The following is a 19,675-nucleotide window of genomic DNA, read 5'->3' on the forward strand; positions in this document are numbered from 1 at the left end:
AGGGAAGTGCGGTGCGGCGCAGGCTCCTCTTCGCGCTGACGGTTTTCGCGGCGATCGCGGTGCTGGCGTTCGCGGTGCCGCTGTCGCTGACGTATGCGACGAGCCGGACCCAAGAGCTGGTCCTCGGGCGCAACGGTGATGCGGACCGGTTCGCGACGATCGCCGATGCCGCTGTGGCGGAACGGGATCCGCGGGCGCTGATCGAGGAGATCGTGCGCTACCACGAGCTATACGGCGAGAACGTGCTGGTCGTGGATGCGCGTGGTGCGACGACGGTGAACGCCGGGGTGGATATCACCGACCCGGTGATCGCCGCCGCGGTCGCGGGCGCGCGGCGCAACCTCCGGCCGCATCCGGAGCAGCGACTGGCGCCATGGGGCAAGTCGACGATGCTGGTGGCCCGGCCGGTCGGCACGGGCGTTCAGGTCAACGGTGCGGTGGTGATCGAGGCGTCGACGGAGCGAGCGCGCAGCGATATCGCCAAGGCGTGGGCCGTGATCGGTGCGGGTGGTGTTGTCGCGATGGCGGTATTCACCATGCTCGCGCTGACCCTGAGCCGTTGGGTCCTGCGACCTTTGGCGGCGCTGTCGGCCGCGGTGGCCGCGCTGACCGCGACACTGCCGAAACCCAGGACGGGCGCGGCGGCTCCGGTATCGATCGCGCGGCACTACGGTGGTCCGCCCGAGATGCGCGCTGTCGCAAATTCTTTCGATGCCATGGCGTTGGCGGTCGCCGACTCCGTGGACGCGCAACGGCAACTCGTCGCCGATACCGCCCACGCCATGCGAAACCCCCTGGCGGCCCTGGCGATCCGACTCGATTCCCTCGAACTCGACATTCCCGACACGGCCGCGCCGATCTTCCGCCGCGCCAGCGCCGAGGTCGACCGCATCACGGCGTTGCTCGACGGCCTGCTCACGCTCGCCGTCGCGGAGACGCCCACCGCCTTCGACCTGTCCGCCAACGATCCCGAAAACCACTGCGATGCCGGACAAGTCGTGGCCGACCGGATCGACGCCTGGCATTCCGCGTTCGAAACCGCGGGCATGGAGTTGCGGGCCGAGACGATCCGCCACCAGGTGCCGGCGGAGCCCTCCGCGGAGCGTTTCGTCCGCGCCGACAGCATCCGGGCCGGGTCGGAGTCGGCGATGGCGCGTGGGGGACTCACGCTGCGCGACGACTCGGACTGGGAATCACGAAGCGCCCGACAAGAATTCGACACCACCGAGATGAACCCCGACACCGCCGCGCCGAACTGGGAAAGCAACCCGGCCCCCGCCACCCGCACCACCGCCCGCACCGAGGTGGCTCTGCCCGCCGACATCCTCGCCCAGATCCTCGACGTCCCCCTGAGCAACTCCTGCCGCTACGCCGGCTCCGGCGCCCACACCACCGTCACCGTCGCCACCGACCCGGGCTGGGTCACCATCACCATCTGCGACAACGGCACCGGCGTCCCTCGCGAAGAAATCGACAAACTCACCACCCGCTTCTTCCGCGGCTCCTCCGCCCCCGCCGGCGGCTCCGGCCTCGGCCTCCCCATCGCCGCCGCCCTGGCCCAATCCCGCGGCGGCACCCTGACTGTCGAACCCGCCCACCCCAACGGCCTCGCCATCATCCTCCGCCTCCCCGCGGTGGTCGCCGCATGAAACAAGTGACTTCCCCCGGGCGGCGCATGGATCGGCGTGGGTTTTTGGGGCTGGCCGTTGCTGGGGTGGCGGCGGGGGTGGCTGGGTGTGGGGTGAGTTCTGGGGTGGGGACGGTGCGGCTCGGGTCGGGGGAGCCGGGTGGGTTCTATAACGCGTTTGCGCGGTTGCTGGCTGAGGTGGCGGATCAGGCGGGGACGGTGCGGATCGATCCGATCGATACCTATGGGTCGCGGACGAATCTGACGATGCTGGTGCGCGGGGAAGTGGATGCCGCACTGGCGCTGGTGGATTCGATCGAAGGCGGCGAGCAGGTACTGGCGCTGGGGCGAGTCTACGAAAACTATCTGCAGCTGGCGGTGCGGGCGGACAGTCCGATCCAGCGGGTGGCCGATCTGCGGGGGACCCGGGTGAATCTGGGCGCGGTCGGGTCCGGGGCCGCGCTGACCGGCGAGCGGCTGCTGTGGGCGGCGGGGTTCGAGCCGGGCGTGGACGTCACTGTCGAGCACCGTGGGCTGCGGAACGCGGTGGCGGCGCTGGATTCCGGGGGCGTGGACGCACTGCTGTGGGCCGGTGGCGTTCCGACTGCCGCGCTGGCCGTGCCCCGCCTGCGCCTGCTGGATCTGGATGAGCTTGCGGCGCCGCTACGTTCGCGCTTCGGACATGTCTACGACCGCGTCCAGATCCCCGCCGACGCCTACCCGGGCGGTTCCGCCGTCCACACGATCGGTGTCGCGAACCTGCTGCTCGCCGCGCCCACCCTGCCGGACGCCGCCGCGGCCGCCATCGTCGACCTGCTCCTGTCCCGCGCCGACGCGCTGGTCCCGGCCGAGGCCGCGGGCACCCAATTCCTCGATGCCCGTTCCCTCACCGGCACCAGCTCGATCGCCCTGCACCCGGGCGCGGCCGAGGTCTACCGCCGCCACCACGGCTGAGCGGGCGGCAGGCCCCGCTTCAGGAACGGACCAGGCGCGCGATGGCGTCGGTGGCTTCCTTGATCTTGGCTTCGGCTTCGGGGCCGCCCGCGACGGCGGCGTCGACGACGCAGTGGCTGATGTGGTCTTCGAGCAGGCCCATGGCGACGGCTTGCAGGGCCTTTGTCATCGCCGAGACCTGGGTGAGGATGTCGATGCAGTACTTCTCTTCTTCGACCATGCGCTGCAGGCCGCGGGCTTGACCCTCGATCCGGCGCAGCCGCTTGAGGTAGTCGTCCTTGGCGGTGATGTAACCGTGGGCGGAGTGGTCGTGTCCGCCGGTTTCCGGGGTGGTTGTCACCGGTGTTCTCCTCGTCCTAGCAGTGGCCGGGTTGAATCTTCGCAGACGCGGGGCGCTCCGGTCGTGTCGTGATACCCACCTAGGGTACATGCGGATGTGTGGGTTGTCAGGTGCGCGCCGGTTCGTCCAGTACGTCGGTGAGTCCGTGCGGGTCGAGATCCTCGTTCCGGCCCTGCTGTGCCAGGACGATCCCGACGATCACCACCACGCTGCCGGCCAGCTGGATCGGCGCGACCGCCTCGCCGAGCAGCAGCCAGGACAGCGCCACCGCGAACATGACCTCGCTGAGCAGGATCAACGACATGAGCGTGGACCCGATTCGTGCCGCACCCGCCACACCGCACAGGTAGGCGATCACCGTGGCGATGAGAATCAGCAGCGTCAACGACAGCAGCGCGGGAATTCGATGCTCGGCCAGCGTGACGGTGCCGGCCCCGAAGTGCACCGGCAGCACCTGCGTGACCGCGAGAATCCAGCTGGTCACGGCCGCGACGGTCAGCCCGGTCCCGAGCAGCACCACCGGCCGCACCTCGGCCGTCGTGCGCTCGGACAACAGGAACAGCGCCGCGTTGCACACCATCGACAGCCCGGCCCAGCCCAGTCCCGGCAAACTCAGCCCGCCCGCGTCGAACACATTGATGACCAGCGCCGCCCCGCCGACCGCGAGGACCGCGCCCACCATCGTCGCAACGCTCGGCCGCTGCGCACGCACCAGCCAGTTCCACCCGAGCACCGCGATCGGCGCCAGGAACTGAATCATCAGCGACACTCCGACCTGCAGATACTCCAGGGACAAGAAGAACGTCGCCTGCACGCCGGTAATCGCGATCACGCCGAAGGCGATGATTGCCCGGGAATGCCGCACGCTCGCCCGTAACCCGATCGGGTCTCGCCACGCCGCCAGCGCCATCAGCACCGCCGCAGCCCCGGTCAGTCGAATCGCCAGCACCGCGCCCGGTGACCAGTCCGCCCCCAGTACCGATTTCGCGAACGACCCCGAACTTGCGAACGCCAGCCCGCTTGCCACCGTCAGCCACACACCTGCTTGCGCCCGCGCCACAACCCACCTCATCCGAAAACCAAGTCATCCCATCTTTGCTGAGGGGCGTGGCCCGGAATCGTCCGGGTCGGCAGCCCCGATGCGCGTTCCAAGATGTGAAACGAGAGAATCGCATGCATGAGAATCCCGGCCCGGCCCGCCCTCGCTGTCATCGGCGGCAGTGGTTTCTATGACTTCTTCGACAACGACGCGACGCATGTCGAGGTCGACACCCCGTATGGCAAGCCGAGCGCGCCGGTCGCGATCGGTGCGGTCGAGGGCCGGGCGGTGGCGTTCATCCCGCGCCACGGCAAGCAGCACGAGTTCGCGCCGCACACCCTGCCGTATCAGGCCAACATGTGGGCGCTGCGCGCGCTGGGGGTGCGGCGGATCTTCGCGCCGTGCGCGGTGGGCAGCTTGCGCGCCGACTGGGGGCCGGGCACGGTCGCGGTGCCGGATCAGCTGGTCGACCGCACCTCGGGCCGCCCGCAGACCTTCTTCGACGGCGGCGGCGTGCACGTCTCCTTCGCCGACCCGTATTGCGACGAACTCCGCACCGCCGCAATCAAATCCGAATCCGACGCGCTGACGGTCAAACCGTCCGGCACCATGGTCGTCGTGCAGGGGCCCCGCTTCTCCACCCGCGCCGAGAGCCGCTGGTTCGCCGGCCAGGGCTGGGATCTGGTCAACATGACCGGCCATCCGGAAGCAGTCCTCGCTCGTGAACTCGAAATGTGCTACGCCGCAGTCGCTTTGGTCACCGACCTGGACGCGGGCCTGGAAGAGGGCGACGGCGTGCACGCGGCCGACGTCTTCGCCGAGTTCAAGCGCAACCTCGGCCCGTTCAAGGAGCTGATCCGCGGTGCCGTCGCCGCGGTCGACGGCACCGGCACCTGCGACCGCTGCACCGTCCACACCGGCGTTTCCCTGCCCTTCGAACTCCCGTAAACCGTTGGGGCGGCTGGACATCGGATTGTCCGGCCGCCTGTCCGGGCTTACTGCCGGAGTTGCGTCGCGATGCGATCTACCATGATCCGGTGAGCTAGCCGGAAGCCATCCGGCGCCGGGAACACGGGTGGACATGATGAAGGTGCTGGTAACCGGGGCTGCCGGTTTCATCGGATCGCACGTCTGCCGGGCGCTGGCCGAAGCGGGACATGACGTCACCGGGATCGACTCGCTGACCGAGGCGGTGCACGGCGCGGGCGCGGAACCGCCGGAGGGGGTCGCGCGGGTCGACGTGCGCGATGCGGACGCGCTCGCGCCGCTGCTACGCGATGTGGAGGTCGTCTGCCATTTCGCCGCGGCGACCGGATCCGCTTACAGCCCAGGCGATTACGCGGCGAACAACGACCACGGCACCGCCGTGCTGCTGGCGGCGATGGGCGAGGCGAAGATCCGCCGCCTGGTGCTCGCCTCCTCGATCACCGTTTACGGCGAAGGCCGCTACCGCACGGTGCGCGGCGGCCCGTTCTTCCCCGGCCTGCGCCTGCGCGCCGACCTCGATCGCGGCATGTTCGACCATCGCGCTCCGCGCACCGGCGAGATCCTGACCTGGGAACCGGTCACCGAGGACGCGCCGCTCCGCCCTCGCGGCTACTACGGGGCAAGCAAAGCGGCGCAGGAGAATTACGCATTCGCCTGGGGATTGTCGACGGGCGCCGCGGTCACCGTCCTGCGATTCCACTCGGTGTACGGCGAAGGCGCGCACTCCGGTCTACCCGCCCAGTTCCGCGACGCCCTCGCCGCCGGCACCGCACCGCGCGTCTTCGAAGACGGCGGCCAGGTGCGGGATTTCGTCCACATCAGCGACGCCGTGTCCGCCACCCTCGCCGCCGTGGAACGCGCCCTCCCCGGCTTCGTCCCCCTGAACATCGCGTCCGGCAACCCGATCACCTGCTGGGAGCTCGCCTCCGTCATGGCCAAGGCGCTGGCTGGTCCGGAACCCATCGTCACCGGCCAATACCACCTCCCGGATGTCCGCCACTTCGTCGCCGCCCCGGTCCGCGCCCACCACGCCCTCGGCTTCACCGCCACCACCCCGCCCCGCACCGGCCTCCCCGATTACGCCACCGCCCAGCCCCTTTCGGCAATCGAAACCACCCGCCCAGTCGCCAGCGAGCCGTGATCACAGCCCCAACCGTCAACGCCGCCACCTTCCGAATGGCTGGTCTCCGCCATGGCTGCCCTAGTCGACTCGGCAATCGGGACATGGTCGTGGCATCGTCCGAGTAGGGCCCTCGCTCATGTCCCGGCTATCGGCGCGCAGACCCGGGCTAGGCTCCCCGTGTGGACAACCCGTTGCGGCTCGAGGTGATCGTCGCCAGTACGCGTCCGGAGCGTTTCGCGCCGGTGGTCGCCGACTGGTTTCTGCGCGCTGCGCGGTCCAGGCCCGAATTCGACACCGGCGTAATCGATCTCATCGACACCGGGCTGCCGGAGAACCTCACCGACACTCCTGAGGCGCAAGCCTTCCGGGCCCGCTTGGCTGCCGCGGACGCGTTCGTCGCGGTTACGTCCGAGTACAACCATGGATACCCGGCCTCGCTGAAGACCGCCTTCGACACCGCGAAACGCGAATGGCGGGCCAAGCCCATCGGGTTCGTCTCCTACGGCGGCCTCTCCGGTGGTCTGCGCGCCGTCGAACAACTCCGCCAGGTCGTCTCGGAACTTCACATGGTCTCGGCCCGGGAAACCGTGAGCTTCCATCAGGCCAAGAAGCAGTTCGATAAGGCGGGGGAGACACAAGACGGTGCCGCGATCGACGCCGCTGACCGTCTCCTCACCCAATTGGCTTGGTGGGCAACGACTCTCCGGTCAGCCCGCACCACCACCCCGTACCCAGGTTGACCCCATCAAATGTCGAGAGCACCCACGCAATCGCGTAGGTGCTCTCGACACTGCTCTGTGAGTTCGGTGAACTAGTGCATCGGTCCCGCGCCCTGCATCTGACGCTGGCGCCCGCGCGGATGCCCGATGTAGGTGGCTTCGCGGGGGATCGAGACCAGGGTCAGGTCGACCTGGGCGGTGCCGGTCCGCAGGATGACGTGGTTGCCGATGGCGCCGGGCTGGTGGATGGACAGGTCGGGGCGGGTGGCGGGCCAGCCCATCGGGTCACCGGTGACGTAGATCGTGGTGACACCGGCGTGGGGGGCGGGCGCGAGGACGCCGTCGACCACGGTAGCGGTGAAACCCGCGTCGGACTGGTGGGTTTCGACGGCGATGGTGAGACGTTCCGGGTTGCCGACGGTCTGTACCAGCTGCTCCCAGGCGTGGGCGCGGTCGGTGCGGATCAGGATGCGCTCGCCGACGGCCAGCGCGCGGAACACCAGCTGCTGGGCCAAGTACAGCTCGCCCGCCACATAGACGGTCGAAATGCCTTGGCCGATAATGCGAACCGCCACACCCTGGTTCTCTTCATCGGAACCGATCAGCTGACCGCAGCCGGAGGACGGCAGGTGCAGCGCGGCGATGACATCGATCGGGTACTCGGTCATCGGGACGGTGTCATCGACGCCGGGCGCGGCCAGCGGCATGTGTGCGAGCAACCCGTCGCGGTGCCGGCCGGCCATCGAGATCATGCCCTTGAGCTTGGAGCGTTCCGGCAGTTCGCGCGCGGTCAAACGCCAAGCGGCGCCGATGCTTACGGTTTCCGCGGAGCTGCCCGCACGCAACCGCACCGCGACGGTGGTGCCACGCGAGGGCGCGACCCACAGCTGGGCGAGCAGATCGGAGCCGAGCCGCTTCGGGTCGACGGCCGCACCGATGTTCACGGCATTACCGATTTCGGCGTAGCGCCAGCGATGTGTCAGGTTGCGCGGGTCGAAGCCCGCGGTGATCTGCAGGACGGCCTTGCGGATTTCCGGGGCGGTGAGGATTCGGGCGTTGCAGTCGGCGTCTTCCAGCGCGCGCATAATCCGTTGCGTCGCAATGGTTACCGCGCGGGACGCGCCTTCGGTGCCGCCGCCGCGCCGGGCCGAGGCCTCCGGGCAGGCGATGGCGTCGAAGCTGATGGCCAGCCAGACGGCGCGGTGCGCGGTGGCGGGCAGCGGGCCGAGCAGCGATTCGTAGATCTTGCCGGCGGGCGTGCCGGCCCGGCTGCGGTGGCCGTGGCTGATGATGTCGATGCCGCTCAGCAGAATGTCGTGCTGGTTGAGGCATTTCGCCAGTTCGGGCAGCGGCAGCAGGTGCGAGGCGTGCACCGTGGAGGACGAGATCCGGGTCAGCCCGCCGCGCGGGGGCAGCACCTCGACGACGGTGACGACGCGGCTGCCGTCCCAGTACAGGCCGAGGGAGCGGTCGTCGGGGCCGCGGAAGTCGACGGTGTCGCCGATCTCGTAGTCGGACTTGGTGAGGTAGCGCCACCAGGTCGCGATCCAGTCGAGCACGGTGCGCTTGGCGATCGGGATCAGCGGAATCAGCGCCGAGACAACGGCAATGCCGAGCGCGATCCATTTATCGAGTCCGAAGATCAGCGCTACCAGGCCGATAACCAGCGCGAAGACCTGCGCTACCAGCAGGTTCTGCAGCGAGATCCGACCAAAGAGCGGGCGCGGTCCGGCCCCGGTGGATTCAGCCATTATCGTCCCCCAATAACCCGGTATCGGCCGCGATCTACCGGCCGAGCTGAACAAGACTCCCCGGGAACTGTACTGTGTTGCCCGGACGAGAGCACTGTTCGGGGGAGGAAAGATGCCTTCAAAACCCACTACGCGCTGGCAGGTGAGCGGTTACCGCTTCCTGGTGCGCCGCATGGAGCACGCCTTGGTGCGCCGGGATGTGCGCATGCTGCACGACCCGATGCGTTCCCAGTCCCGGGCCTATGCCGTCGGCTTGGTGCTGGGCATTGTCGTACTGGCCGGTTGTGGCATTCTCGCGTTGCTCCGCCCGCAAGACAAAATCGGCAGCAACACTTTGCTGATCGGCAAGGAATCCGGCGGCGTCTACGTGGTGATCGACAACGTCGTGCATCCCGCGCTGAACCTCGCCTCGGCCCGCCTGGCCTCCGGTGAATCGGGCAAGGCCGCCACCGTGAAGGAATCCGAGCTCGGCAAGAAGCCCCGCGGCCAGCTGATCGGCATCCCCGGCGCGCCCGCCACCTTGCGTTTCGACAAGGACGGCAAGGGCCGCACCTGGTCGGTGTGCGATGTCCGCACCGGCGCCGGCAGCACCGACCTCACCACCACCGTGATCGCCGGCAACCCGGAGCTCGGCGCGAAGGCCTCGATCATGCCCGGCGACAAAGCGCTGCTGGTGAAGGCCAAGGACAAGACCTACCTGGTGTACGACAGCAAGCGCGCCGAGGTCGACATGAACGAGCGCGCCGTCACCGACGCCCTGGGCATCACCGGCGAGAAGGTGCAGAAGGTCAGCGAAGGCCTGCTGAACTCGATCCCCGAGGTGCTGCCGTTGAAGACGCCCAAGTTCGACAATCGCGGCGGCACGGTGAGCTACACGATCAACAACCACCGTGTCGGCGATGTGGTGCAGGTGCCCTCGGAGGCCGACAAGTACTACGTGGTGCTCAGCGATGGGTTGCAGCAGATCTCGGCGCTGACCGCCGACATCATCAAGAACTCCAACCCGACCCAGTCCGACGACACCCGGATCAGCCAGGCCGAACGCACCAACGCGCCGCCCTCGAAGGCGCTGCAGGTCGAGGACTACCCGAGGGTCGCGCCGAAACTGGTGCCGCAGGACGACCAGCTGGTCAGCTGCATGTCCTGGAAGCCGATCCCGGAGGCCGCGGACAACAAGGACGGCAAGCGCGCCGACCTCAACATCCTCACCGGCGTGAAGCTGCCCATCCCGGACAACGCGAAAACCGTCTCGCTGGCGCAGGCCGACGGCTCCGGCGCCAACGCCGATTCCGTCTACATCCCGCCGGCCACCGGCGCCTTCGTCCAGACCACCGGCATCGAACCCGACAGCCGGCGCAAGGACAGCATGTTCTACGTCGCCGACACCGGCGTCCGCTTCGGCATCAAGAACGCCGATGCTCGGAAGGCCTTGGGTATGGACACCGATTCGGGCGTGAAACCCGAACCGGCGCCCTGGCCGATCGTCGGATTGCTCGCCAACGGACCGACTTTGGGCCGTGAGGAAGCGATGGTCGCGCACGACGGCGTCGCCCCGGACGCGACGCCGGCCAAGCAGACCGTCGGCAAGGCCAGCGGCTAGTTGTGCACCGCTCTGGTGCGTCCCGCGACGCACCAGAGCGCGAGCAGCGGGCAGAGCATGAGCAGTTCGCTGGTCGCGAGGCTCGACGGCGGACTATAGAACGCGTCGTAGCGCAGCAGCGTCAGGATGAGGACGATCGTCTGCCCGAGCAGCACGAGCACGCACGCAGAAGCCACCAGGACCCGGCCGATCTGGTAGCGCCCGATCATCAACAGCCCGCCGAGCAGCAGCAACCCGGCGACAACTCCGAACGAGTACATCGCGGCGACCAGCACCCGATACGTGCTGAGCTCGATCGCGCCCAGGTGAATGTATGTGCCCGCCTGGAACTTCGGATGCGTGGACTTGTCCCAGGCCGTCAAGGATTCGAATCCCCAGACGATCGCCCCGAGCGCCGCCAGCGTGACTGCCGCCGCCTCCCGATTCGGCAGATACCCCCGCCGCCCGGCCGTTGCCCCGATACCGCTCATGCCAAACCCGATCACTCTTCGCCCACCTCGAACATGGGCCGCGCGTAGATCGTCGCACTCGCGGACCGTTCGCACCGCGCAGCGTGCGGTGGCTTACTCGTCTCGGCCGACGCCGAACCGTCGCCGAATCGGGAACGACGCCAGGTATCCGAGGATCAGCGCCCCGCCGATCACACCGGTCCCGATCAATGCCACGTTCCGCGCCGTATTGTCCGGCGGCGTCGGTGCTTTCGGCACCGCCAGCTGCTGGCTCTTGGCGGGAGTCGGACGCTTGGGCGGCAGGTCGGCGGTCACCACTTCGGTCAGCGCCGCGATCGGATCGACCGCGCCATAACCGATGTACTTGTTCCACCCTTCGGCGGGCGCATGCGCGGTCGCCTGGATCCGCTTCATCACCTCGCGCGCGCTCAACTCCGGGAACCGGGCCCGCACCAGCGCGACCACACCCGACACGATCGGCGCCGCGAAGCTGGTGCCACTGATCGCCTGCTGTTCACCACGCTCGGTGAGTTTGCCGATAGCCGTGCCCCATTGGCCCTTGTCGTCCTGAATGGGGTTGAGCGAGGTCATGTTCTCGCCGGGCGCGGCCACGCTCAGCCACGGTCCGGCCACGGTGAACGCCGACGGTGCGCCGTTGGAATCGATGGAGCCGACCGACAGCACGTAGTCGTCCCAGCGGGCGGGGACGACGTTCATGCTGGTCTTGCTCCACGGATCCGCGGTGGGATCGAGCGGATCGATGACCTTGTTCTCGGTCTTGCAGGTGTCGGTATTGCCCGCTGCCGCAACGACAACCACGTTCTGATCGACCGCGTACTGCAAAGCCGCGCCGATCGCCCCGTCCACGTCGTTCTGCGGCCCGCACCAGACCTCGGAGATGTTGATGACGGTCGCGCCCTTTTGGACCGCGCGCACGATCGCCGAGGCCATGGTCGCGAGATTGCCGTAGCCCTCGGGCAATTCGTCGGGGCTCTTGTCCCGCGACGCGCCTTCCTTCTGATACTTGGTGCTGGTCTGCCGGATCGTCATGATCTGGGCTTCCGGTGCGACACCGGCGAAGCCTTGACCTTCTACCTGTGATGCCGCGATCAAGCCTGCGACGAAGGTGCCGTGCGCGTCGCAGTCCTCGGTGCCGTCACCGGCGTTCGCGACATAGTCGCCTTCGGACAGCAGCCCGGGCAGGCGCGGATGCCGCACTACGCCGGTGTCGATCACGGCGACAATCTGTCCCGCGCCCCTGGAGAATTTCCAGGCGCGCTCCAGATCCAGGGACCGCTGCGCAGTGGGGATCGAGGCCCCCTCGCCACCCTTCACGGTGCTGTTGCAGGTGCCGCTGGACGGTCGCTCGGTCTTGTCGCGCGGCGCCGCCGGATCACCCGCGGGCAGCAGGGTCGGATTCACTGCGGGCGGTCGATCGGCTTGCGCCACACCAGCATTCGCGCCGATACCGAACGATGCGCTCAGTCCTAGCGTGACCGCGACCGCGGCGACCCGTAGCGGCCGCTTCACAGCCCGCGCACGAGCGAGTAGAGCGACGCCACCCAGAAGACCAGCGGCAGCACGGCGGCCACGAAGGCGTACTCGAGCAGTTCGACGCCGCGGCGCATGGGCGGGGTGGCTTCCTGGTTCGGGATGATGATGCCGAGGATCAGCGCCACGATCAGGATCAGCATGGCCGCGCCGAAGATCGCCAGCGGCATCTCCATCTCCATGCCCGCGCCGGTCAGCATGATCAGCACGATGGACGCGCCACCGACGATGAGCACCACGGCCTGCTCCGCGCCCGCGTAGGTGCGGCTGCGGAACATCAGCACGGCCGCGCACACCAGCGCGAGCGAGATGCCGGGCCAGTACGCGCCCTTCGCGTCCGGATCGGTGCCGGCCAGCGCACCGACCACGGTGACCAGCGTGGTCGCGGTGACCAGGCCGCCGAGGTACATGCGGGCGCGTTCGGACTTCTGGCGCAACGCCTCCATGGTGGGCAGCGCGCGATGGTCGTCCGGGTCGTCCTCGGTCGGGTCGATCGGGGTGCCGGGGGAGGGCACCGGCGGCAGCGGCAGCTTCGACAGCGCCATCGAAATGCGCGGCGAGAGCGACAGACCCGCGAGGCCGATCGCCGCGGCGACCGCGCCGATCGCCTTGGTCGACTGATCGGTGAGCAATCCCACCAGCGCGGCCGGCACCGCGTACATCGCGAGGGTGGCCGTGCCGATGAACAGCGCCAGCCCGACGCCGGTCACACGCCACGCCAGGATGGCGGTCGCGCCGAGCAACACCGAGCCGAGCAGCAGATGCGCCCAGCCGTAGTGATCGGGGACGTAGAGCATGCCCGCCGTGAACGCCGGGGGTAGCGCGCAGCCGCCGATCACCAGCGCCGTCGCGGTGTCGCCGTACATCCGGCTCAGCACCATGCCCGCCACGACCAGCAGGATCGCCACGCCCAGCGCGATGGAACCGCTGACCCATTCCGGCATCGAGCCGGGCGACATGAGCAGGCCGAGACAGCCGACGATCATCGTCAGCGCCGCCAGCACCGAGCCGGTGACCCGGGCCGTCTTGGGCGTCCAGCTGCGGTAATGGTCGGCGTCGGCGATCGCGACGTTGTACATGATGTCGTCGAACAGCGGCACCGGCGCGGTGTGCGAGGCCGACTCGAGCATGAGCAGCTCGCCGTCGCGGACGCCGTGCTCCCCGAGGCTCAGCGAGTTGGAGAACGGGGGATGGCCGATGCGGGCCAGCACCCATTCGGCGGGCTCGAAGCGCTCGCCCTCGTTGTCGAAGTCGTTGGAACGGCTGTGCTGGGCGACCATATCGACGACGCTGGGAATCACCAGGGCGACCGGCACGTCCACCGGAATCGCCATGTCCACCTGGGTGTGCTTCGCCAGGATGGTGACCCGAGCCAGGTCCGGCGCACGGACGATGCCGCGCGAGGAATCTTCTTCGATGTGGTCAAGTCGCGCGTGCGTCAAGCTTCCCCCAAATCGGTCTAACCTCTGTCTTTCCGCATGCTCGCGCGCAGAGGGCGAGCTTGCGAACCCATCATCTGGGCAGCAGAATGCTGGTCGAACTCTACGACATGTCGGCGGTGGCCTCTACACTGAGGCCGAAGTTGTAAGCTTTCAAGAGGGGGATTCGCTTCAGCATGAGTACGGTCCGGTTCCAGCGGCGTGCGCGTCGTGAGATGCCACGCACTCCCGGCGGCGAAGTCACGCTGCAGCCACCACCGGAGATCCCCCGGGTCACACCGGGCAATCTGCTCATGAAGCTGATGCCCGTCGTGATGATCATCGGCATGGTCGGCATGATGGCCCTGCTCATCACCAACCAGGGCGGCCTGGGATCCATCGGCTCCAACCCGATGACCATGATGTTCCCGCTCATGATGATGTTCTCCATGGTCGGCATGTTCGCCGGTCAGGGCGGCGGCAAGGGCCAGAAGGCGGCCGAGGCCAACGAGGACCGCAAGGATTACCTGCGCTACCTCGATCAGGTCCGCCGCGATGTCAACGAAACCGCCACTCAGCAGCGCGCTTCGGTCGAGTGGAGCCACCCGGAGCCGGCGCTGATCTGGATGCTGGCCGGCACCAGCCGCATGTGGGAGCGCCGCGCCGGGGACAAGGATTTCTGCCACGCCCGCATCGGCATCGGCGGTCAGCGCCTGGCCACCCGCCTGGTCGCGCCGGAAACCGGCCCGGTCGAAGAGCTGGAACCCATTGCGGCAGTGTCGCTTCGGCGCTTCGTGCGCGCGCACTCCACGGTTCCCGACCTGCCCACCGCCATCGCGGTGAAGGGCTTCGCGACCATCGCCCTGGACGGCGACCGTGCCGAAGCCCGCGACATGACCCGCGCAATGCTGTTGCAGCTGTGCATGTTCCAGGCCCCCGACCAGGTTCTGGTCGCCGTCGTGGCCGGTCCGGACACCGCGCGCGAGTGGGAGTGGACCAAGTGGCTCCCGCACACCCAGCATCCGGATGCCCAGGACGGCATCGGCACCCAGCGCATGTTCTACGGCTCTATCCGGGAAGCGATGGCCAGCCTGCATCCCCTGCTGGCCACCCGCGTGCGCTACTCCCGCAACCAGCCCGCGAACGCGAACCTGGTGCACATCGTCATCATCGTCGACGGCGGCCTGCTCGAGGCCGAGGACGATCAGCTGCGCGAGTCCGGCTACGAGGGCGTCACCATCATCGACCTGTGCGCTTACGCTCCGCGCCTGGCGGTTTCGCGCGGTATCAAGATGGTCATCGAGAACGGTGAATGCATCGGCCGCGGCGCCACCGGCAACCAGGAACGCTTCGCCACGATCGACCGGATCAGCAGCCAGCAGGCCCAGCAAGTCGCGCGCCGCCTGGCCCCCTACCGCGCCGCCACCCAGCGGTCGTCCGACGTGGAATCCAGTGAGGCCGAGGTCATTTCGACCTGGTCGCAGCTGATGAACCTGGGCGACATCGGTACCTTCAATCCCGAGCACGCCTGGCGTCCGCGCTACGGCCGGGAGCGGCTGCGTGTCGCGTTCGGTGTCGGCGCCGACGGCCTGCCGGTCGAACTCGACATCAAGGAAGCCGCGGAAAGCGGTATGGGCCCGCACGGCCTGTGCATCGGCGCGACCGGTTCCGGCAAGTCGGAATTCCTTCGCACCCTGGTGCTTTCGCTGCTCGCCACGCACTCGCCGGATCAGCTCAACCTGGTCCTGGTCGACTTCAAGGGTGGCGCGACCTTCCTCGGCCTGGACGGCGTTCCGCACGTGGCCGCGGTCATCACCAACCTCGAAGAGGAAGCCGACCTCGTCGACCGTATGCGTGACGCCCTGGCCGGTGAGATGAACCGCCGCCAGGAAGTCCTGCGCCAAGCCGGTAACTTCGCCAACGTCTCCGAATACGAGAAGGCCCGCGCCGCCGGCGCCGACCTGGACCCACTGCCGGCCCTGTTCGTGGTGCTCGACGAGTTCTCCGAATTGCTCACCCAGCACCCGGATTTCGCGGAACTGTTCGTGATGATCGGCCGCCTGGGCCGCTCACTGCACGTGCACCTGCTGCTCGCCTCGCAGCGTCTGGAAGAGGGCAAGCTCAAGGGCCTGGAGTCGCACCTGTCCTACCGGATCGGTCTGAAGACGTTCTCCGCCAACGAGTCCCGCCAGGTCCTCGGTGTCCCCGACGCCTACAACCTGCCCGGTGTCCCCGGTGGCGGTTACCTCAAGTCCGACTCGGGTGAGATCCAGCGCTTCCAGGCGTCCTATGTCTCCGGCCCCTACGTCGGTGGCGGTTCGCAGCGCGATGTCACCCAGGCCGGTGTCGCCGGTGGCGAGATCGACGTGAAGGCAAGGCCTTTCACCGCTCACCACGTCGACTTCCGGGCCATCGACCGGATGCCGCTGCCCACCAGTTCCACGGGCGAGGAGACCGAGCACGTCAACGAGGAGGGCGAGCAGATCTCCAACGTCAACATGCTCGTCTCGCGCATCAAGGGCCACGGCCGGCCCGCGCACGAGATCTGGCTGCCGCCGTTGGACGAGGCGCCCACCCTGGACGCCCTCAACCCGCGTTCCCTGCTCACCGGCGAATACTCGGCGATCGCCACCTTGCGCGCCCCCATCGGCATCGTCGACCGCCCGTACGACCAGCGGCGCGACAACCTGATCGTGGACCTGGCCGGCGCCCGCGGCAACGTGGCCATCGTCGGTGGTCCGCAGTCCGGTAAGTCCACCGCACTGCGCACCCTGATCATGTCGATGTCCATGACCCACACCGCCGAACAGGTGCAGTTCTACTGCCTCGACTTCGGTGGCGGCACCATGGCCAGCCTCGAGGGCCTGCCGCACGTCGGTTCCGTCGCGGGCCGTATGGACGAGGACAAGGTCCGGCGCACCATCGCCGAGATGACCTCGATCGTGCGTTCGCGTGAGCAGCGGTTCCGCGCGCTCAACATCGAGTCGATGCAGGAGTTCCGCCGCCTGCGGTCCCTGGATCCGACCAGCAGCCCGGCCGCCGCCGGCGCGCACGAGGACCCGTTCGGCGACGTGTTCCTGGTGATCGACGGCTTCGGCTCGATCCGCCAGGACTACGACCCGCTCGAGCAGCCGATCATGAACCTTGCGGTGCAAGGCCTTTCGTACGGCGTGCACGTCGTCATCGCACTGGCGCGCTGGGCCGAAGCCCGCCCAGCACTCAAGGACCAGATCGGCACCCGCATCGAACTCCGCCTCGGCGACCCGATGGACTCCGACTTCGGCCGCAAGTTCGCCGCGCTGGTCCCGCAGGGCCGCCCGGGCCGCGGTATGACCCCGGAAACCCTGCACATGCTGACCGGTCTCCCGCGTATCGACGGCAGCTCGGACCCCACCACGCTGGGTCAGGCTGTCGCCGAAGCGGTTTCGACGATCGCACGGCTCACGCCAGGCCGGCACGCTCCAGCCGCGCGCATGCTGCCCGAACTGCTGCACCGCGAGCAGCTGCTGCAGGCGGCCGGGAACTTCCCGTCGCAGGTCGATCGGAGTCGCAGGAATGCGCGCATCCCGATCGGTATCAACGAGGCCGAACTGGCGCCGGTGTATCTCGACTTCAACGAGACACCGCACTTCATCATCCTGGGCGATACGGAGTCCGGGAAGACCACGCTGCTGCGCTCGATCATCGAGGGCATCGCGGCGTCGAATACGCCGGATACGGCTCGGTTCATCGTCGGCGACTACCGCCGCGGCCTGCTCGGAATGATTCCGCAGGGCTACCAGGCAGGCTACGGGTCCACCGCGCCGCAATTCACCCAGAACATGGCCGATCTAGCCGGCTACCTGGAGAAGCGTCAGGCTCCCGCCGATGTGACCCCGCAGCAGCTGCGTGACCGTGCCTGGCTGACCGGACCTGAGCTGTACGTGATCATCGACGACTACGACCTGGTCGCCACCTCCATGGGTGACCCGGTCTCGCCTCTGGTCGAATACATCCCGCATGCAAGGGATGTCGGTTTCCACCTGATCATCGCCCGTCGGGCCGGCGGCGCCGGTCGCGCCATGTACGGTGGCGCGCTCGCGCGCATGAAGGATCTCGGATCGGCGGGCCTGCTGATGAGCTGCCCGAAGGACGAGGGTGTGCTGCTGGGAACGGTTCGCCCGACCCCGCTGCCGCCCGGTCGAGGCACCTTCATCACGCGTAATTCCCAGGGCCTCATCCAGACCGCCTGGATGCCGCAGGCCGAATGATGTCGGTCGAACTGGTCGTGACCGACACCCGCATCTGGGCTGTCGGGCCGACCACCCACTGGGATGTGCCGCCCTCAGTTGTGCTGGGCAGCAACGGAAATCTGGTGGTCGGCGAGCCGCTGACGCCGCCGACCCAGGTTTCGTCCGCGGTGCAGTTCGTCCCGGCGGACCGCATCGCGCTGCTCCCGCGGGTGCCCACGGTTGCCGAAGCCCTGACCAATGTGGTCGGCACCATTTTCGACAACCTCGGCGTCGCGGTGCCCTGTGACCGAGTGACCGTGGTCTGCCCGACCGAGTGGGGCTCTGCCCGCCGCGGCATGCTCGATGACGCCGTGCGCCGCTTCGCCCACGATGTCGTGTTCGAGGACATGGCATTTCGGGCTGTGTCCGCCGACGAAGGCACCGCTCGCAGCCGCCGCACCGTAGTCGTCGAATTCGGCATGGTGTCCACCACCGCGACCACGGTGGTGCGCAGCCACGAGGGCGTGCACATCGAATCCACCGAATTCGAACCGGAACTCACCCTGGCCGGCACCGGCGTCGAACCCGGCGCTTTGGATCGCTTGGGCGATCTCCTCGGCCGCCTGCTCGACGGCCGCCCCGCGGATGTCGTCCAAATCCTCGGTGTTTCAGACCGTTCCAAGCTCGACCTGATCAGGTCGGTAGTGCAGCAAGCGTGCGGACCCGAGGTGGATCTGCGGCCGATCTCAGGAGTGGACTTGGTACGCGGCCCGCAGCAGGTCGAGCCGGAACGCCGCCCGGCGGCCCCGTCCGCGCCGGTCATGCCCTCCAACGAGTGGATGCAGCCGCTGCGCGAACGCGCCGCCGCTCAGCAGGCCCCCGCCCGCCGCAAGACGGCACTGATATTCGGTTCTGCCGCAGCGGTTCTCGTGCTCGTCATCGCTGCCATCACCGCCGTTGTGCTGATGGGTGGCTCGGACGACGACCCGGGCACTACCGCGGCTGCAGCGACCACTTCGGCGACGGTAGCGACCAGCGCGGCCCCGCCACCCGGCCCGTCCGGCAAGCCGGGCCCGTCGGACAAGCCCGCACCCCCGGGCCCAGAAGGCCAGGAAAAGTTCGGCAGCATCACCTTCGTCGGCCCTGACCTGTGGACCATCAAGCCCTCCGCCGACGGCAACCGCGTCGAACTGACCCCCTTCGACGGCACCAAGCAGCGCCTTGTCGTGACCCAGCGAAAAATCGCCCCGGGCGCCGGTTACCAGCAGATCGCGGCTGATCTCGAGAACCAGATGAAGACCAAGCCAGCTCTCTCGGACTTGAAGCGCGACTACGTCTTCGGGGGACGCTCCGGGCTCGGATATACCGAAAAGCCCGGTGACGGTTCGACTGTTCGCTGGTTTGTGTTGGTGGAGTACGGGATTCAGGTCAATATCGGGTGTCAGTTCAAGGACGACGGCTGGGATGATCTGAAGGAGACCTGCGAGAAGTTCGCGGGGTCCGTGCACGTGATGCCGGAGCGATAGCAAACGGATCGAGTGGTACTGAATAATTCAGGCCCCCAGCTGATGCTGGGGGCCTGAACAGTTCTGAGCGAATGTCAGAAGAGGTTCGCCATGGCGGTATCGGTGCTCTGCAGCTCGGAATTGCCGCTGCTGACGAGCTGACCGGCGCCACGCAGGGTGTCCTGCAGCTGCTGGACGTGCTGGTTCCAGGTGGCCTGGAACTGCTGGGCAGCTTCCTTAGCAGCACCGCCCTGGGTCTGGAAGAACGCATCGACCTTCTTGTGGAAGTCCTGCAGTTCCTGGCCGATGGACTCGGCGCGCGCGACGATCTGCTGCGCGCCGGCTTCGACACCCTCGAAATTAGCGGAGATAGGCTTGCTCATGTTGGCTCCTATTGAGTG

Annotated in this window: 15 protein-coding genes; 8 read left to right on the forward strand and 7 right to left on the reverse strand. The window is 68.0% G+C overall.

The window, feature by feature from the left end:
* Nucleotides 1-11 precede the first annotated feature (11 nt).
* Nucleotides 12-1,649 (forward strand): HAMP domain-containing sensor histidine kinase, encoded by a 1,638-nt coding sequence (locus IBX22_RS22035; protein WP_194817390.1) that lies wholly within the window; start codon nt 12-14, stop codon nt 1,647-1,649.
* A 26-nt stretch (nt 1,650-1,675) separates the two neighbouring features.
* Nucleotides 1,676-2,581, forward strand: a complete 906-nt coding sequence (locus IBX22_RS22040) for a TAXI family TRAP transporter solute-binding subunit (RefSeq protein WP_194817854.1) — start codon at nt 1,676-1,678, stop codon at nt 2,579-2,581.
* Nucleotides 2,582-2,600: 19 nt separating this feature from the next.
* Here the strand turns inward: IBX22_RS22040 and IBX22_RS22045 are convergent, their stop codons facing one another.
* Nucleotides 2,601-2,921 (reverse strand): metal-sensitive transcriptional regulator, encoded by a 321-nt coding sequence (locus IBX22_RS22045; protein ID WP_194817391.1) that lies wholly within the window; start codon nt 2,919-2,921, stop codon nt 2,601-2,603.
* A gap of 106 nt (nt 2,922-3,027) precedes the next feature.
* Nucleotides 3,028-3,993, reverse strand: coding sequence for an EamA family transporter (locus IBX22_RS22050; protein WP_194817392.1), 966 nt, complete (start codon nt 3,991-3,993; stop codon nt 3,028-3,030).
* 105 nt (nt 3,994-4,098) lie between these two features.
* Here IBX22_RS22050 and IBX22_RS22055 point away from each other — a divergent pair, with 105 nt between their 5' ends.
* The 3 genes from IBX22_RS22055 (at nt 4,099) to IBX22_RS22065 (ending at nt 6,810) form a co-directional block, all read left to right on the forward strand.
* Nucleotides 4,099-4,908, forward strand: coding sequence for an S-methyl-5'-thioadenosine phosphorylase (locus IBX22_RS22055; RefSeq protein WP_194817393.1), 810 nt, complete (start codon nt 4,099-4,101; stop codon nt 4,906-4,908).
* Between the two features lie 136 nt (nt 4,909-5,044).
* Nucleotides 5,045-6,088 (forward strand): NAD-dependent epimerase/dehydratase family protein, encoded by a 1,044-nt coding sequence (locus IBX22_RS22060; RefSeq protein WP_194817855.1) that lies wholly within the window; start codon nt 5,045-5,047, stop codon nt 6,086-6,088.
* Nucleotides 6,089-6,249: 161 nt separating this feature from the next.
* Nucleotides 6,250-6,810, forward strand: coding sequence for an NADPH-dependent FMN reductase (locus IBX22_RS22065; RefSeq protein ID WP_194817394.1), 561 nt, complete (start codon nt 6,250-6,252; stop codon nt 6,808-6,810).
* A gap of 71 nt (nt 6,811-6,881) precedes the next feature.
* On the opposite strand, the gene eccE is transcribed toward IBX22_RS22065, so the two are convergent.
* Nucleotides 6,882-8,540 (reverse strand): type VII secretion protein EccE, encoded by a 1,659-nt coding sequence (gene eccE, locus IBX22_RS22070; protein WP_194817395.1) that lies wholly within the window; start codon nt 8,538-8,540, stop codon nt 6,882-6,884.
* 112 nt (nt 8,541-8,652) lie between these two features.
* Here eccE and eccB point away from each other — a divergent pair, with 112 nt between their 5' ends.
* Nucleotides 8,653-10,140 carry a type VII secretion protein EccB gene (gene eccB, locus IBX22_RS22075; protein ID WP_194817396.1) on the forward strand — a complete coding sequence of 496 codons (1,488 nt, stop codon included), beginning with the start codon at nt 8,653-8,655 and terminating at the stop codon, nt 10,138-10,140.
* On the opposite strand, the gene IBX22_RS22080 is transcribed toward eccB, so the two are convergent.
* The 3 genes from IBX22_RS22080 to eccD all read right to left on the reverse strand — a co-directional run bounded on the left by IBX22_RS22080 (nt 10,137) and on the right by eccD (nt 13,582).
* The gene (locus tag IBX22_RS22080; protein WP_194817397.1) at nt 10,137-10,610 is read right to left on the reverse strand and encodes a hypothetical protein; all 474 of its coding nucleotides are present in this window, start codon (nt 10,608-10,610) and stop codon (nt 10,137-10,139) included. The two genes, eccB and IBX22_RS22080, sit on opposite strands and share 4 nt — an antisense overlap.
* 93 nt (nt 10,611-10,703) lie before the next feature.
* Entirely contained in the window at nt 10,704-12,074 is a 1,371-nt protein-coding gene (mycP, locus tag IBX22_RS22085; RefSeq protein WP_194817856.1) for a type VII secretion-associated serine protease mycosin, read from the reverse strand.
* 41 nt (nt 12,075-12,115) lie between these two features.
* Complete coding sequence (gene eccD / locus IBX22_RS22090; RefSeq protein WP_194817398.1) at nt 12,116-13,582, reverse strand: type VII secretion integral membrane protein EccD; 1,467 nt, start codon at nt 13,580-13,582, stop codon at nt 12,116-12,118.
* A 173-nt stretch (nt 13,583-13,755) separates the two neighbouring features.
* Between eccD and eccCa the strand changes: the two genes are divergently transcribed.
* Together eccCa and IBX22_RS22100 are read left to right on the forward strand one after the other, a co-directional pair.
* Complete coding sequence (eccCa, locus tag IBX22_RS22095) at nt 13,756-17,808, forward strand: type VII secretion protein EccCa (RefSeq protein ID WP_194817399.1); 4,053 nt, start codon at nt 13,756-13,758, stop codon at nt 17,806-17,808.
* Nucleotides 17,805-19,295 (forward strand): type VII secretion-associated protein, encoded by a 1,491-nt coding sequence (locus tag IBX22_RS22100; protein ID WP_194817400.1) that lies wholly within the window; start codon nt 17,805-17,807, stop codon nt 19,293-19,295. The genes eccCa and IBX22_RS22100 overlap by 4 nt, the downstream gene beginning before the upstream one ends.
* A 74-nt stretch (nt 19,296-19,369) precedes the next feature.
* Here the strand turns inward: IBX22_RS22100 and IBX22_RS22105 are convergent, their stop codons facing one another.
* Nucleotides 19,370-19,657: a WXG100 family type VII secretion target gene (locus tag IBX22_RS22105; RefSeq protein ID WP_194817401.1), complete on the reverse strand. Its 288-nt coding sequence runs from the start codon at nt 19,655-19,657 to the stop codon at nt 19,370-19,372.
* Between the last annotated feature and the right edge of the window lie 18 nt (nt 19,658-19,675).

Origin of the sequence: Nocardia sp. XZ_19_385 (genome assembly GCF_015355755.1) — a bacterium.
GTDB lineage: Bacteria > Actinomycetota > Actinomycetes > Mycobacteriales > Mycobacteriaceae > Nocardia.

Excerpts from the sequence above, each read along its gene's own strand:
- IBX22_RS22040 (WP_194817854.1), top strand. The coding sequence starts at position 1,676 with ATGGATCGGCGTGGGTTTTTGGGGCTGGCCGTTGCTGGGGTGGCGGCG.
- IBX22_RS22050 (WP_194817392.1), bottom strand. The coding sequence starts at position 3,993 with ATGAGGTGGGTTGTGGCGCGGGCGCAAGCAGGTGTGTGGCTGACGGTG.
- IBX22_RS22055 (WP_194817393.1), top strand. The coding sequence starts at position 4,099 with ATGAGAATCCCGGCCCGGCCCGCCCTCGCTGTCATCGGCGGCAGTGGT.
- IBX22_RS22060 (WP_194817855.1), top strand. The coding sequence starts at position 5,045 with ATGAAGGTGCTGGTAACCGGGGCTGCCGGTTTCATCGGATCGCACGTC.
- eccE (WP_194817395.1), bottom strand. The coding sequence starts at position 8,540 with ATGGCTGAATCCACCGGGGCCGGACCGCGCCCGCTCTTTGGTCGGATC.
- eccB (WP_194817396.1), top strand. The coding sequence starts at position 8,653 with ATGCCTTCAAAACCCACTACGCGCTGGCAGGTGAGCGGTTACCGCTTC.
- IBX22_RS22080 (WP_194817397.1), bottom strand. The coding sequence starts at position 10,610 with ATGAGCGGTATCGGGGCAACGGCCGGGCGGCGGGGGTATCTGCCGAAT.
- eccCa (WP_194817399.1), top strand. The coding sequence starts at position 13,756 with ATGAGTACGGTCCGGTTCCAGCGGCGTGCGCGTCGTGAGATGCCACGC.
- IBX22_RS22100 (WP_194817400.1), top strand. The coding sequence starts at position 17,805 with ATGATGTCGGTCGAACTGGTCGTGACCGACACCCGCATCTGGGCTGTC.
- IBX22_RS22105 (WP_194817401.1), bottom strand. The coding sequence starts at position 19,657 with ATGAGCAAGCCTATCTCCGCTAATTTCGAGGGTGTCGAAGCCGGCGCG.